Origin of the sequence: Chitinophaga sp. Cy-1792 (assembly GCF_011752935.1) — a bacterium.
GTDB lineage: Bacteria > Bacteroidota > Bacteroidia > Chitinophagales > Chitinophagaceae > Chitinophaga.
The window spans coordinates 365,449-379,472 of the sequence record NZ_VWWO01000001.1; the positions used below are offsets into that span (position 1 = coordinate 365,449).

13 protein-coding genes are annotated in these 14,024 nt (G+C 47.0%); 2 read left to right on the forward strand and 11 right to left on the reverse strand.

Features of this window, described 5'->3' with window-relative positions:
* Positions 1–40: 40 nt before the first annotated feature.
* From F3J22_RS01475 to F3J22_RS01520, 10 genes are all read right to left on the reverse strand, one after another.
* Positions 41–703, reverse strand: a complete 663-nt coding sequence (locus F3J22_RS01475) for a CBS domain-containing protein (protein ID WP_167013575.1) — start codon at positions 701–703, stop codon at positions 41–43.
* 119 nt (positions 704–822) lie between these two features.
* Positions 823–1,599, reverse strand: a complete 777-nt coding sequence (locus F3J22_RS01480; RefSeq protein ID WP_167013577.1) for an alpha/beta fold hydrolase — start codon at positions 1,597–1,599, stop codon at positions 823–825.
* Positions 1,600–1,671: 72 nt separating this feature from the next.
* The gene (locus tag F3J22_RS01485; protein WP_167013579.1) at positions 1,672–2,214 is read right to left on the reverse strand and encodes a CvpA family protein; all 543 of its coding nucleotides are present in this window, start codon (positions 2,212–2,214) and stop codon (positions 1,672–1,674) included.
* Positions 2,215–2,257: 43 nt separating this feature from the next.
* The gene (locus F3J22_RS01490) at positions 2,258–2,707 is read right to left on the reverse strand and encodes a GatB/YqeY domain-containing protein (RefSeq protein ID WP_167013581.1); all 450 of its coding nucleotides are present in this window, start codon (positions 2,705–2,707) and stop codon (positions 2,258–2,260) included.
* Between the two features lie 18 nt (positions 2,708–2,725).
* The gene (gene gldC / locus F3J22_RS01495) at positions 2,726–3,082 is read right to left on the reverse strand and encodes a gliding motility protein GldC (RefSeq protein ID WP_167013583.1); all 357 of its coding nucleotides are present in this window, start codon (positions 3,080–3,082) and stop codon (positions 2,726–2,728) included.
* 30 nt (positions 3,083–3,112) lie between these two features.
* Positions 3,113–4,261 (reverse strand): glycosyltransferase, encoded by a 1,149-nt coding sequence (locus tag F3J22_RS01500; protein WP_167013584.1) that lies wholly within the window; start codon positions 4,259–4,261, stop codon positions 3,113–3,115.
* A gap of 92 nt (positions 4,262–4,353) precedes the next feature.
* Positions 4,354–4,788 carry a hypothetical protein gene (locus tag F3J22_RS01505; RefSeq protein WP_167013585.1) on the reverse strand — a complete coding sequence of 145 codons (435 nt, stop codon included), beginning with the start codon at positions 4,786–4,788 and terminating at the stop codon, positions 4,354–4,356.
* Positions 4,789–4,842: 54 nt separating this feature from the next.
* Positions 4,843–5,973, reverse strand: coding sequence for an ABC transporter permease (locus tag F3J22_RS01510; RefSeq protein WP_167013586.1), 1,131 nt, complete (start codon positions 5,971–5,973; stop codon positions 4,843–4,845).
* Positions 5,974–5,984: 11 nt separating this feature from the next.
* Positions 5,985–7,127, reverse strand: a complete 1,143-nt coding sequence (locus F3J22_RS01515) for a glycosyltransferase (protein ID WP_167013587.1) — start codon at positions 7,125–7,127, stop codon at positions 5,985–5,987.
* Between the two features lie 6 nt (positions 7,128–7,133).
* Positions 7,134–7,910 carry an alpha/beta fold hydrolase gene (locus F3J22_RS01520; RefSeq protein WP_167013588.1) on the reverse strand — a complete coding sequence of 259 codons (777 nt, stop codon included), beginning with the start codon at positions 7,908–7,910 and terminating at the stop codon, positions 7,134–7,136.
* Between the two features lie 188 nt (positions 7,911–8,098).
* Here F3J22_RS01520 and F3J22_RS01525 point away from each other — a divergent pair, with 188 nt between their 5' ends.
* Positions 8,099–9,892: an acyl-CoA dehydrogenase family protein gene (locus tag F3J22_RS01525; RefSeq protein ID WP_167013589.1), complete on the forward strand. Its 1,794-nt coding sequence runs from the start codon at positions 8,099–8,101 to the stop codon at positions 9,890–9,892.
* A gap of 115 nt (positions 9,893–10,007) precedes the next feature.
* Positions 10,008–11,747, forward strand: coding sequence for an N-acetylmuramoyl-L-alanine amidase (locus F3J22_RS01530; RefSeq protein ID WP_167013590.1), 1,740 nt, complete (start codon positions 10,008–10,010; stop codon positions 11,745–11,747).
* Positions 11,748–11,806: 59 nt separating this feature from the next.
* Here the strand turns inward: F3J22_RS01530 and F3J22_RS01535 are convergent, their stop codons facing one another.
* Positions 11,807–14,017, reverse strand: a complete 2,211-nt coding sequence (locus F3J22_RS01535; protein WP_167013591.1) for a transferrin receptor-like dimerization domain-containing protein — start codon at positions 14,015–14,017, stop codon at positions 11,807–11,809.
* Positions 14,018–14,024 lie beyond the last annotated feature (7 nt).

Genomic DNA, 14,024 nt, shown 5'->3' on the forward strand with positions numbered 1-14,024 from the left:
AAAAAATTGATGAACAAAACCAAATATAAGGAAATGGAAATTACATACTGATATAATTCATCAGCAGGTCGTAATTCTTTTTAACGGCATCTTCTTCCGGAGATTCGGAGATAAGATATTTGATCTGGTAGTTAAATCTTTCGAAGGTAGCCACAAGGGATTGCAGCTCCATACGATTGGTTTTGAGGAGTACTTCCAGGCGGCCGGTAGCAGGATCGGTGGTGGTTTGTACGCCAAGGATGCTGATATCATTGGATTCGGCTATCCTGGCGATTTCGCTGAGGCTATAGTCCCTTGGATCAAGGTCCAGGGCCAGGAGACCACCCACTTCCTTCACACTGTTGAATTGGGCGAGTGCACCTATTAAGGTTTCTTTTGTAACGGCGCCGAGGTAGTCATTTTCTTTTGATACTACGGGCAGTACAGATAATTTGAATTCGTTGAAGAGCTTCAGGGCTTCAAAGATATGCGCCTGTTCAGGAACCGCGGGTTTAAAGCCGTCGTTTTCCACTGTTTCAAGGGTGATATCCGGATTGTTGAGGTCCAGGAGATCATCTTCATCAAGGAGGACTACGTACTTATTATCCACTACCAGTGGCAGTTGGGTAAGATGTAACTCGTTCATCAACCTCAAAGCCTCCGCGCCTGTATCCGAAGGATGCAGTACGGGTATGGTGGTGGATATGAGTTCTCTGGCAATCATCGTCGTGTATTCTTACTACAATAATAACAAAGAAATTCCCAACAGAAAAAGAAATTCCACGAACAGGCACGTTAAGCGACACTGCATTAACATAGCGCAGTTACACTACTCTATACCAATTAGTTGGCACTTTTGTTCTTCAGACGCTCTAAAAAGTTATGGAGGATTTTATTGAATTCGTCCGGAACTTCCATCATTGGGGCGTGTCCGCACTTATCGATAAATTCCAGTTCGGAATTAGGGATCAGTTTCTGGAACTCTTCCGCCACCATTGGTGGAGTGATGGTATCGTTTTTACCCCAGATCAGCATTGTAGGCTGCTTGATCTCGCGGAGCTCCTCGCCCAGGTTATGGCGGATGGCTGATTTAGCGAGGGTAATAATTTTAATTACTTTAAGTCTGTTGTTTACGATCTCGAACATTTCGTCTACCAGCTCTTTGGTAGCGGTTTTCGGATCATAGAAGGTCAGTTCTGCTTTCTTACGGATATATTCGTAATCGCCACGTTTAGGGTAGGTTTCACCCATACCATTTTCAAACAGGCCGGAACTACCGGTAAGGATCAGGGATTTCGCCGGGGCTTCAGGATGTTTAAGCAGGTATACCAGCGCTACGTGACCACCGAGGGAATTACCCAGCAGGTGGAAATTGGTATAGCCTCTGGCTTCTACAAACTTATGTACAAATTTAGCCAGGCCCCCAACAGAGGTTTCCAGAATATTTAAATCATACAGGGGCAGCATCGGGATCACCACCTTATTGTATTGTTTGAAATATTCGATCATATGCGAGAAGTTACTTAACGCACCGAATAATCCGTGTAACAATACCAAAGGTTCACCTTCTCCTTCTTCTATAAAACTAAATTTTCCCTGTGTTTTGATTTCGTAATCCATTGCCAAATCTTGAAAGTCAATTTTACGCTAAAATAATTCTTTTTATTAATCTAAATAATCTTTGCAACGAAGTCATTCAGACGGAATATGGTGAGCTGCCTTATCAAAAAATGCCTGAAGCTGGTCAAATATATTATGGAAAAAGGGGATAACTTTTCCCACACGATCAATTACCCAGGGGCCGGTTTTTTCGATATAAGGATAAACCACAGACTGCATTTTGGTTTCGGGACTCAGCAGGTACAGTTGGTTGGCCATCCACAGCACAACGCTGTAAATTATCATAAATACGGCGGTATACAATAAAATTCCCCCCAATTTATTCAGCCATCCCAGCAATACAAGCTCTACCATCCCCTGAAGGGCGGTAGCGCCAAGCCTTACCAATAACACCACACCGGTAAACAGACAGACGTAGCAAAGAGCGGGCAGCCAGATAAAGTTCACTTTCCAATGGTGTTGCACATATAATGCTGTAACCGAACTGAGTTTTAGTGCAACAGCCATGCCCAGGATAAGGCCCGCCAATGAAAATACAGCCACGATGAGGCCTCGGGTGTACCCTTTGTAGATGGCAAAAACCAATATGATGGCAAATACTACGTCTATAGGCATTTTGCAGAGAATAGGCAGGCCACTAACGGGCCTGCCATCAGGATTATTTCAATAATTCCTTTACCATGGCGGAAATAGCCTTACCATCTGCCTTACCGGCCAGTTGCTTGGTAGCTGCTCCCATCACTTTACCCATGTCAGCCGGGGAGCTTGCTCCCACTGCTGCAATGATATCGGATAAGGCCACACGGAGTTCATCTTCTGACATTTGTTTAGGCAGAAAACGCTCGATTACGACCAGTTCTTCTTCTTCTTTTGTTGCCAGGTCAGGACGATTCTGTGTCTGGAAGATTTCCAGAGAATCCCTGCGTTGCTTGGCGAGCTTCTGTAACAGCTTGGTTTCATCCGCTTCTGTCAGTTCACCACTGGCGCCTTCTGCGGTTTTGGCCACCAGGATAGCCGCCTTGATCGAGCGCAGTGCACGCAGATCCGCTTCTTTTTTTCCCAGCATCGCAGCTTTAATCTCTGCGTTGATGTTCAATTCTAATGACATATGGTTAAGTTTAATGGATTATCTTTTATTTTCCTCAGCCAGTTTCGCCTGGAGCTTACCCTGGAAATCTTTTGCATAGGCACGCAGCTCATTGGCCTGTGCTTTGCCGAATTCCCCGGTGGCTCTCTCGAAAGTATCAGCCATGGTCATCATTGTTTCGAAGAAAAAGTCAGCCATTTCGTCTACCATCATGTCTTTTGTCCATAAATCGATACGTAATGCTGCTCTCTCCGCCGGGTCCCAGAAGGAAACCATCATCGCTTTCGCTTTGGTCATTCTCTCTTCCTTGTTATCTGTCGCACTCCAGTGAATCGACTCCGGCCATTTATTTTCGTCCAGGCCAACCTGGATTTTTATAGTAGATGTAGTACTCATGATTTTCAATTAAGGCCACAAAAATAGGCATCATTTAGGGATTTTCGTCCCTTCTCCCTTAACAGGCCCTGTCATGGCGGCCCACAGCTCTTCTGCGGCCTTCTCCCAGCTACTGAAAGCCTTCTGAGGCGGGATCTGCGACAACAGCCAGGAACGCAGCTGCTCATCTTTATAAATCCGGCTCATTTTATCTGACAGGTCATCGACATTGGACGGATCGGAAAACAGCGTACTATCTCCGCCAGCTTCACGAACAGCATCGCCGTCAATGGCGATCACCGGCACCTGACACTGCTGCGCGGCATAAACAGGCAAAGCCAGCCCGTCTAACCTGGAAGGATATATCATGGCGTAGGCTCCACCGGTGAGCCTGGCCAGCATGGCATCATCTGCATCCTGTATCCATACCACATCATTGCGGAACTTGAAACCGGGCATGACATCAATAATGGACTGCCCCGCTGCCGTTGCCGAACCAGCCAGCACCAGCTTAATGCTGGACAGCTGCCGCTTCTTCAGGGCAGAAAATGCCTTAAATACCGGCATAATATTATTCCGGGGGTGTATCGCCGCAGGAACCAGGAAATACTCGGCCCCACCGGCAAACTCTTTCTTCACGGCTTCTCTCTCCTCCCACTCCAGTGGCTTGTACTCATTACTGAGCCCTATATCCAGTACCGTGAGTTTATTCTTAATGGAGGGTGCAAAGTCCAGCAGCGCTTTCTGGCCGGTTTCTGATAAAACAGCCACACTACGGGCTCTCCACAGGTAATCGATCAGGTGCTTCTTCAGGTTTCGTTGCTGCCTGGCTGGCTGCAATCCGGCATCCAGCAGGAAGGAAAGGTCCCTGAACAGGATGGTTGCAGGAATCTTACTCCGCAGTGGCAAAGTACCGTCCAGCCCCAGGTAGATATCAGGATGGAAGGCTTTCATTGCCCTTGGCAACTGCCATTCCAGCCACCAGTACAGATGCCAGGCCTTTTCTCCCCTGAGCGGTAATACCACAGGAGTTACATTCGGCGGAAATTCCATACCGGCAGGAATATCTCCATCAAAAAAGAAGGTAAACTTATGCTCCGGCTGCTGCCGGCATAATGTAAATATAATTTGAGTGGCCACTGCACCTGTATCGGCGGGTAAATCCCTCCGCAGGCAAGCAGCATTAACAGCAATTTGCATAAAAAAGGATGTCTTGATCTGCCAGCTTGCAAACCTAAAGCATTTTCCCCGTTCATACTATAGGGTAATTGCTGCAAATTCACTTGTGCCTGCTATAATGGCTTCTTATTGGTGATATAGAAAATTTTCTGCGGCGCTACATTGGCGGTATTCCCCAGGGAGGAAACAGTAACGGTTACCTTATATGTTTTCAGCTCTTTCAGATGCTTTAAGGTCACATCATAGATGGAACTCTTACTTCCCGCCACGCTGTCCTGGTCCAGGCCAACACCCGCAGGGTCTGAAACTACATTGATCTTTGTTGCTACACCGGCCGCCGGCATTTTTGACATCACCTTTACCTGGAAAATAAAAGTGCTGTCCAGCGCCTGGTTGAAGGCTCCTTCTTCTACTCCTGTCAACGTAAATGCCAGTGCTTCTTCCTGTGTATTTCCAGGATTCGGGTCTGTCTTGTTACTCTTCTTGCAGGAAAGAATAAATACCGAAGATAGCATAGCCAGAACAGGGATAAGGGTTCTCAGTGACATACTAATATTGAATGATATGGTAAGTTATAAAATTAGCCTTTTTTATCATGTGTGTCAAATTTTACTTCTGACATCCAACGCATCCCGCAGGCCATTGCCTAACAGGTTGAATGCCAGCACCAGCAGCATAATGGCGATACCCGGGGCCAACGCCAGCACAGGATTATGGGTAATAATGAAGTTGTAGTTTTCTTTTATCATGAGCCCCCAGGAAGGTTGTGGCGGCTGTACCCCCACACCCAGGAAGCTCAGGCCCGCCTCCACCACTATAGCAGTTGCGAAGTTACCGGCAGCTACCACCATCACCGGCCCCATAATATTGGGCAATATATGTTTTACAATTATCCTGAAATTATTATAACCCAATGCCCTGGCAGCTTCTACGAATTCAAGCTGCTTCAGGGAAAATATCTGGCCACGGATAATTCTGGCTACTCCCACCCACATCGTCAGGCCAACGGCTATAAACACCTGCCAGAAACCTCTGCCAAGGGCTAACGTTAACGCAAACACGACAAGCAGGGTCGGCATTGACCATACCACATTCACCAGCCACATAACAATATCATCGGTACGACCACCGTAATAACCGGCAATAGCACCCAATAATACACCAATGGTCAGGGAGATGATTACCGCGATAATACCTACGCCCAGACTCACCCTCGTGCCCACCAGCAGCCTGCTCAGGATATCCCGGCCAAATTTGTCCGTACCCAGCCAGTAGGTATGTTTAAAAAGCTGTTCTGCAACAATCTTTTGCTGTAGCTGCTTCCAGTCAGGGCTTCCGGGAGACTGCCTCCCATCTGCCACTACATCCAGCCGGTATACTTCTCTGGCGGTGGTAGTTTCGTCGATATAACGCTGTACTTCCAGCAGGGAATCTTTGAAAACCCAGCTGCGAACCGGCACCCAGGTATATGCCGAAGGCTGCCCGGATATCATCTTACTAAAAAAATTCCGCTCCGGGACCTGCTGCTCTTTTTTAACAGCAAGCATATCAATAGAAAATCCCGGCCGCTGTCCTTCCACCTCCAGTAGCATCCTGTTGGCATCGGGCGTGCCATCCGGCGAGATGAAATAAGCGAGTATACTAACGATTACCGACAGGCAGATGATCAATAATCCGCCCAGCGCGCCCTTATTGCGTAATAATCGTTTAAATATTGTTTGTTGTGTAGACAATCCCCCGAAATTTAATTCACGTTACGTCCTTTCCATTGGTAAGATCCAAACTTACCTAGCCATCCCGCCAGAACAATATACGGAATATGGAAAATCTGACCGGGGATAAAATATACCAGCAGTCCTGTTTTATTGAAGAATTGCGCTACCGGTAACAGGAAATATAGTTCCATCGTTACTTTGAAAAGCAGCAGGATCAATAGCCATGGCCATAACACAGGCAGGAAAATCGCAGTAACAGCCATCGCCAGCAAGCCTACATTGAAGATATACACCAGTACCAACACCCAGAAGAGCCGCTTATCTTCATACTTATCCGCTTTGGATGACCAGCGGATACGCTGATTCATGAAGCCTTTCAGGGTATCTACCGGTAACGTACGTACGATTGCATCTTCGCTGCGCAGGTACATCACTCCTTCGGGATAGGCATTGTAAATTTTATACATCAGCAGCATATCATCCCCTGAAGCGATCTTATCGATTCCGGAGAAACCACCCACATCATAAAAGGCCTCCTTTTCATAAGCCAGGTTGGCACCGTTGCACATCGTGCCGGATTGCAGCTGTGCCACCGCACCGGTGATACCCTGCATCGTCATAAAATCCAGCGATTGTAATTTCTTGAAGAAATTATCTTCTTTAAAAAAACTTACAGGGGCAGCAATAAACTTTGGACGCCGGTCTTCGTAAAAATGTACCAGTGTTTCGATCCACCTGGGCCCCATGATGCAATCCGCATCAGTGGTTACGATGAGTGAGCCACTGGCGTGGCCGATAGCCATTTCAATTGCCTTCTTTTTATAGGAATTCAATCGTTGGGCTTTATCCAGCAACTGGCTCATCTGCAACAGCTTAATATTCGGTGCGCCCGAATTACGTACGAGATCAGCTGTATTATCAGTGGAGAAATCGTCTATAACAATGACTTCCAGCAGGTTTACCGGATAGGTTTGATGCTTCAGTGCTTCCAGCAGCGGAGGGATATTATTTTCCTCGTCTCTTGCAGGAATAATTACAGTAACCGGGGTCGTACCCATGCGGGGTACAGCAACAACATAATTTTTGAGGCGTTTCCAGCCGAGCGTATACCGTAGCATCAGTACACCGTAGCCCAGGGCCAGCGTCACCATGAGAATTAAAAAAAAATACATTCGGGTTTATAAATTTGATTTGATAACTAGCCCCAACTGAGTGGATACAAGACCATGTCCTTTATCCAGAATAAGCATTTTACAGGGAAACGTACCATCAATAAAACGTGTTCCCAGCTCTGGAGGTATAACCCGGTCGTATTTACCGAAGATCAGCAGCGTATTAACGTTATAGCGCGCCAATAATTGCTTGCAAAGTTTTTTATCCGGCATCATTTTCCGCAGGATAGTCCAGATTTCGTATACCTGTATTCTTTTTGCCGGCTGGTCCATTCTACCCATGACGAATTTATAAATGCTTTCATTTAATAAATTTAGTTTTCGGGAGATTTTAACCAGCGAGAAAAAGAATCCCGGATGGTAAACGTTGTATTTGAATATTTTGTTACCGATAGTAGTTTGGGTAACAAACAAATGCCAGGGGTTATTTCTTAATCCGTCGCCAGCCACCATGATGAGATTATCAAGACGGCCTGCGAGTTTTTCCACCGCACAGAGGGCAAGGCGGCCTCCCATAGAGTATCCCAGCAATGAAAAGCGCTGAAACCCATATTGTTGCAATACCATTTCCAATATGGCACTGAGGTCTGTCTTTTCAAATGCCCTGTTCTCGTTCCAGACTGTCTGGCCATGCAATGGCATATCCAGGCCTATGATTTTGAAGTCGTTGCCCAGCTCTGCAACCAGTGGCCTGAAACTGACCGCCGACTCTCCGAAGCCATGTAAACATATAAGCAACTGATTCCCATCACCTTCACAGGTGCCATGGATTTGGCTGTTCATATATGGCAGATAAAAGTCAGACATAACCTAAAAGGGAACAATGATAAGCAAATAATGGCGATTTATGAATGTTAAGCTCCTCCTCCAACATCGTTAAGGTTATTCTAAAACTGTAAAAACGTAACATAACTGCCATTTATAATTCGCAACTTTTTAGTTAAATTACATAACTACCAAAAACAGATATCATGGACGCAACAGTTGAAAATAAGCAGGCGCTGAAAGGCGCGGAGTTCCTGGTAAAGGAAAGTGCTCCTGAAGATGTATTTACTCCCGAAGATTTTTCAGAAGAGCAGTTGATGATCAAAGAAATGGCTGATCAGTTTATCGAGAAAGAAGTTACTCCGTTAGTGGAAAGACTTGATAAGCTGGAAGAAGGACTGATGCCTTCGTTGCTGGAAAAAGCCGGTGAACAGGGCCTCCTGGGTGCTGCTTTTCCGGAAGAACTGGGCGGTTTGGGTAAAGACTTCGTTACTGCCACTATTATCAACGAAGGACTGGGTGCCGGTCACTCCTTCTCCGTTGCCATGGCTGCACATACAGGTATCGGTTCCTTACCTATCCTGTATTTCGGTACAGAAGAACAAAAACAGAAATACATTCCTAAACTGGCCAGCGGTGAAATGAAAGGTGCTTATGCCCTCACCGAACCAGGTTCCGGCTCCGATGCATTAGGTGCCAAAACCACCGCCAAACTCACAGAAGACGGTAAACACTATATCCTCAACGGCCAGAAAATATGGATCACCAACTCCGGCTTCGCAGATGTATTCACCGTTTTCGCGAAAATAGACGGCGATAAATTCACCGCCTTCATCGTAGAAAAAGATACGCCCGGCTTCACGCTCGGACCCGAAGAACATAAAATGGGTATCAAAGGATCTTCTACCCGCCAGATATATTTCCAGGATGCTAAAATTCCTGCAGAAAACTTACTGGGCGTAATCGGTAAAGGTCACCTGATCGCCTTCAATATCCTCAACATCGGCCGCCTGAAGCTTTGTGCCGCAACGCTGGGCGCTTCCAAAAAATGTATCACCACCTCCATTCAATATGCCGTTACCCGCGAACAGTTCAAACAACCGATCGCTAACTTCGGCGCCATCAAACATAAACTGGCCGAAATGGCCATCCGCACCTGGACCTGCGAATCAGCACTCTTCCGCACCGCCTCCCTCATAGACGAAAAGGAAAAAGAACTCCTCGCAGCAGGCAAACCTTTCAACGAAGCCCTGCTCGGCGCCGCTGAAGAATACGCAGTAGAATGCGCTATCCTCAAAGTAAACGGCTCCGAAGTACTGGATTACGTTGTGGATGAAGGTGTACAGATACACGGTGGTAACGGGTTCTCTGATGAATACATCATTTCCAAATCCTACCGCGACTCCCGTATCAACCGCATCTTTGAAGGTACCAACGAAATCAACAGACTGCTCACCCTCGATATGACACTCAAACGCGCCATGAAAGGTAAAATCGACCTCATGACGCCGGCAATGAATGTTCAGAAAGAACTGATGAGCATCCCTGATTTTGGCAGCGATGATGAAACTCCTTTCAGCAAAGAGAAAAAGATGATAGCCAATTTCAAAAAAGCTATCCTCATGGCTGCAGGCGCCGCCGCTCAGAAACTCATGGCCAAACTGGAAAACGAACAGGAAATCCTCATGGATATCGCTGACATGGCCATCGAAACTTTTGTTGCAGAAAGTGCATTACTCCGCCTCATCAAACTGGCAGAAAAACAAGGCGAAGCCGCTTCGGCATTACAGGCCGACATGGTACGCACCTTCATCTATGATGCTGCAGACCGTATCAATAAATCCGGAAAAGACGCCATCAACGCATTCGCTGAAGGTGATGAACAACGTATGATGCTCCTGGGCCTCAAACGCTTCACCAAAGCCGAACCATTCAATACTAAAGATGCCCGCCGTCGTATCGCCGATAAACTCATTGCCGATAACAAATACAGCTGGTAAACATATTCCCCTTTACAAAACCGTCTCTACTGAGTAGAGACGGTTTTTTTGTCCTGCCCCTTTCATACCTTTGCCATCTTGCAGAAAAACTGGCCAGAACAAAAGAAAAAGGCGCATGAAGCATCTAGCTCAACTACTATTACTATTCACTATCTTATCATTTCCATTACTGGCGCATAGCCAGGCATCGGTCAGATTAACTATTCCGTCCCGCGATCAGAACAACGTAAGCAGCAGTAAACAGTTTATTGCCGGCCGTACCTGCATTGGCTGTAAGGTCACTATCAATAACGATAGCGTCTACGTATATCCCACCGGTACCTTTGCCGTAAAAAAAGAACTGCCACAGGGGAAAAATACTTTTGTGGTGACCGCGCAGGACTCTACCGGAGAAAGATATACGAAAACAATCACGTACTACTATACACCTGCTCCGGCCCCTCGAGCCACTACCACTTTTAAAATAGATTTTATTGAGATACGCCCTTCCGGAAACCTCGAACTACTGGAAGGCGACACGCTTAAAATAAAAACAAAAGCCTTCCCTGGCGCCACCGCCAGCTGGTTCAACGGCGAAACACTGACAGAATTGCCTGCATCGCAGTCTGGCGGCGTACCCGGCTACTATGTAGGTACACATATCATAGGCCCTGAAGATTCCCTGCTGAACGGTAAAATAACAGTGACCCTCCGTTCAAGAAACGGCGAAACGGCTTATCTCGCAAGTCCGAATAAGTATCGCTTTCTCCGCAATGAAAAGCTCACTACCGGCAGAACTATCGATAATATGACCTACATCACCAGCACAACAGAAGGTGATCGTCTTGGTCCCAACAAACTCGGATATCTGGATAAAAATGTTTTACTGCAAATAGTGGGCAAACAGGGAGAATACTATAAAGTCAGACTTTCTTCCAAACAAAATGCATTTATTCCCATCCCCTATCTTGATACCGAAATACCTCAGGAAGGCGTACCAGTAAGCATTATATCTGACGCTAAAATCTGGGGAGACGATAAATACGATTATATTTCTGTAGAGTTGTCTGATCGTATGCCCTACATCAGCACACAGTTGAATGACCCTGGAAAAATAATTGTAGATGTCCATGGCGCTTATGCGGAGCAGCGCATTAACAACGCATTACAAAATACGCAGGAAATAGCTCAGATAGCCTGGGGGCAGCCAGCACCGGATGTTTTCAGAATGATGATATCACTGAAACATAATGTATGGGGGTACAAAATTTATTACGAGGGAAACAGGTTAACGGTAAGGGTTAAACGTATTCCGAAAAACCTGGCACTAAGCAACATGACAATTGCCGTTGATCCAGGCCATGGTGGCAGCAATCCTGGTGCCACCGGACTTACAGGCGCCATAGAAAAGAATCTCACCCTGGGACTCTCTTTACTGCTCAAAAATGCATTGGAAAAAGAAGGCGCAAAAGTGCTTATCACCAGGACTTCTGATCAGTTTGTGAACAACGAAGAAAGGCTTTCCTTTTACAGACAAGTAGATCCGGACTTATTGATGAGCGTACATTTCAACTCTTCCAGCAATCCGGTAGATGTATTTGGCACTGCTACCTATTACAGGCAGCCATTCTGTGAGCCGTTCTGCGCCGCCATTCATAAACGCCTGCTGGAAACGGGTTTGAGCGATTTCGGCAACAATGGTGGATTTAATTTTATTCTGAATAATCCTACAGAATTTCCTGATGCACTGATAGAAACATTATTCCTGAGTAATCCCGGCGATGAAGCCGCCATACTGGATCCGGAGTTCCAGCAGTTGCTGGTGCAGAAGATCGTACAAGGGGTTAAAGACTATATACAAAGTGTAAAGAGATAATATGTTTTTTATTCCTTGTGATTCCGCTCTTGGCGCGGAATCACAAGGAATTCTACTAATTAATGAATATGCTGTTTCAGGTAATCCGACAACCGCGTAATCGCCGCTGCCACTACTTTTATCTGCTCTCCCGCTTCATGCCAGCGACGCTGTTCGATCGCTTCCCTCACACCAGGAACAGTTTTAACACCATAACCAGTATAGAACCCAGGTGCATACAATGTATGCTTGTACCATGCCCTGTTAGGTAATCCCTGATCATATAACAGCTGCTGTTCTGCCTGATATAACGCTTTGTTGACAGCAGCCGAATTGATTGTTCCTTTCCTTGCGGCAAGCTGCTGGGTAACAGTATCCAGTCCGGCAAGCGCATTTTGCAAAGGCGAAAAATCAATGAAAGGCACAGGATCTTTCAGTGACGGAGCTTCCAGGTGTTTGGCGGTATCAGTAGTATACAGGTATTTTTTCTCTGTTATCAGCCTGTTTTCTATAGCTGTGGCCTCTCTCAGCGAACTGGTCATATCTGCCAGCTCAGTGGCATAACCATTCACTGTTTCATACAGCTTGCGGAAATCGAACGGAAGATTAACGGAGTTGGCTATACGCAATACGGTATGTCCGGCAGCTTTCGATAAGGCAACACCATAATCGAAGGTAGGATCTTTAAAGCGACGATAGTCGTCGTAAGAATCATAGATAGAATGGTATTCACCGCCCTGATCTTCGCCACCGAAGCCATAATCCAGCGATGGTACACCAAGATGTTGCAGGAAAGAAGAATAATCACTTCCTGATCCCATGGCGTTAATATTGAGTGTCGTTTTTCCCAGTTTCTCTGCTTTCTGTTTGGCGGTAGTTGCCCGAATGGCTTCCAGCGCCAGTTTACGATCCTTAATGCTGATATGTGTCTGCGGGTCTTCAATGTCACGACTTACTTCGTTCACGAGGGTTTCCAGCGCATGTGAGCCGCTGGCATTGAAGAATCCGCGGCCATTGTTATCAGAGTTAATATAGGCGACCGCTTTCTGTTGCAGCTCTGCAGCGTGATCTTCCACCCATTCCGTAGAGCCCAGCAGTCCGGGCTCTTCACCATCCCAGGCGCAATAGACCAGTGTTCTGCGGGGGCGGTAGCCCGACTTCGCGAGTTCGCCGATAGCTTTGGCTTCTTCCAGCAGGGCTGCGAGTCCGCTGACAGGATCAGCGGCGCCGTTTACCCAGGCATCGTGGTGGTTACCACGGATCACCCATTCATCCGGAAACTCGCTTCCCTGGAGCTTTGCCACCACATCATGGCATGGACGCAGCTGCCAGTCGAATTTAACTTTTAGATGTACCGGCGAAGTGCCAGGTCCTACGTGGTAGGTAAAAGGCAGTCCTCCTTTCCAGTCGTCCGGAGCAACAGGGCCGCCTAAGGCCTGTAGTAGCGGCTGGGCATCGTGGTAGCTGATGGGCAGAACCGGGATTTTCAGCAGGTTGGTGGCCTCCTGGCGTTCCAGGCGTTTAGCGTCTGCGGTAGCGCCCACGTTTGGCGTAAGCGGATCACCGGGATAAATTACCATATCCATGATGGAGCCGCGTTGTACGCCATATTCATTTTTGAAAGCCCCTTTGGGGTAAACGTCGCCGCTTACATAACCATCATCTTTAGGGTCTGAGTAGATAATGCAACCAATAGCGCCGTGTTCCTGGGCCACTTTAGGCTTGATCCCCCGCCAGGAACGACCGTATTTAGCAATGACGATCTTACCTTTTACATCCACGCCCATTCTGGCCAGATAATCGTAATCTTCTGGTAATCCATAATTTACAAAGACGAGATTGGCGGTAACATCCCCGTCAGGGCTCCAGCAGTTATAGGTTGGCAGCTGCCCCGACTGGCCGGAAGTAGCATCTTCCTTCAATGCCGGTTCTTTCAGTAATGCTTTGTAAGGTTTAGGGCCGGACATCTCCAATACCCTGTCTTGCGGGATCGGGAAAAGTACCTGGTAGGTGACAATATCGGCCTGCCACCCATAGCTGTTAAATCTGCGCCTGATCTCCTCAGCTACTTCTTTTCCTCTGGCAGAGCTGATGTGGTGGGGCTGTGACGATAATTCTTTAATGGTAGCGCCTATGTTGGCGGCGCTGAGTTGCTGGTCGAATTGTTTCTCCAGCTGTACCTGTTTACTGACAAGGCTGTCGGGGAAGCCGGTCAGCTTCTGCTGGGCGTTGGCATATCCGCTCAATAGCAGGAACCCTGCTGCTATGCGGACAAATGGCATTTTCATCATAAGATTC

What these genes read in the sequence shown, in the direction of transcription:
- F3J22_RS01475 (WP_167013575.1), bottom strand. Translation starts at nt 703, where the DNA reads ATGATTGCCAGAGAACTCATATCCACCACCATACCCGTACTGCATCCT.
- F3J22_RS01480 (WP_167013577.1), bottom strand. Translation starts at nt 1,599, where the DNA reads ATGGATTACGAAATCAAAACACAGGGAAAATTTAGTTTTATAGAAGAA.
- F3J22_RS01485 (WP_167013579.1), bottom strand. Translation starts at nt 2,214, where the DNA reads ATGCCTATAGACGTAGTATTTGCCATCATATTGGTTTTTGCCATCTAC.
- F3J22_RS01490 (WP_167013581.1), bottom strand. Translation starts at nt 2,707, where the DNA reads ATGTCATTAGAATTGAACATCAACGCAGAGATTAAAGCTGCGATGCTG.
- gldC (WP_167013583.1), bottom strand. Translation starts at nt 3,082, where the DNA reads ATGAGTACTACATCTACTATAAAAATCCAGGTTGGCCTGGACGAAAAT.
- F3J22_RS01500 (WP_167013584.1), bottom strand. Translation starts at nt 4,261, where the DNA reads ATGCAAATTGCTGTTAATGCTGCTTGCCTGCGGAGGGATTTACCCGCC.
- F3J22_RS01505 (WP_167013585.1), bottom strand. Translation starts at nt 4,788, where the DNA reads ATGTCACTGAGAACCCTTATCCCTGTTCTGGCTATGCTATCTTCGGTA.
- F3J22_RS01515 (WP_167013587.1), bottom strand. Translation starts at nt 7,127, where the DNA reads ATGTATTTTTTTTTAATTCTCATGGTGACGCTGGCCCTGGGCTACGGT.
- F3J22_RS01520 (WP_167013588.1), bottom strand. Translation starts at nt 7,910, where the DNA reads ATGAACAGCCAAATCCATGGCACCTGTGAAGGTGATGGGAATCAGTTG.
- F3J22_RS01525 (WP_167013589.1), top strand. Translation starts at nt 8,099, where the DNA reads ATGGACGCAACAGTTGAAAATAAGCAGGCGCTGAAAGGCGCGGAGTTC.
- F3J22_RS01530 (WP_167013590.1), top strand. Translation starts at nt 10,008, where the DNA reads ATGAAGCATCTAGCTCAACTACTATTACTATTCACTATCTTATCATTT.
- F3J22_RS01535 (WP_167013591.1), bottom strand. Translation starts at nt 14,017, where the DNA reads ATGATGAAAATGCCATTTGTCCGCATAGCAGCAGGGTTCCTGCTATTG.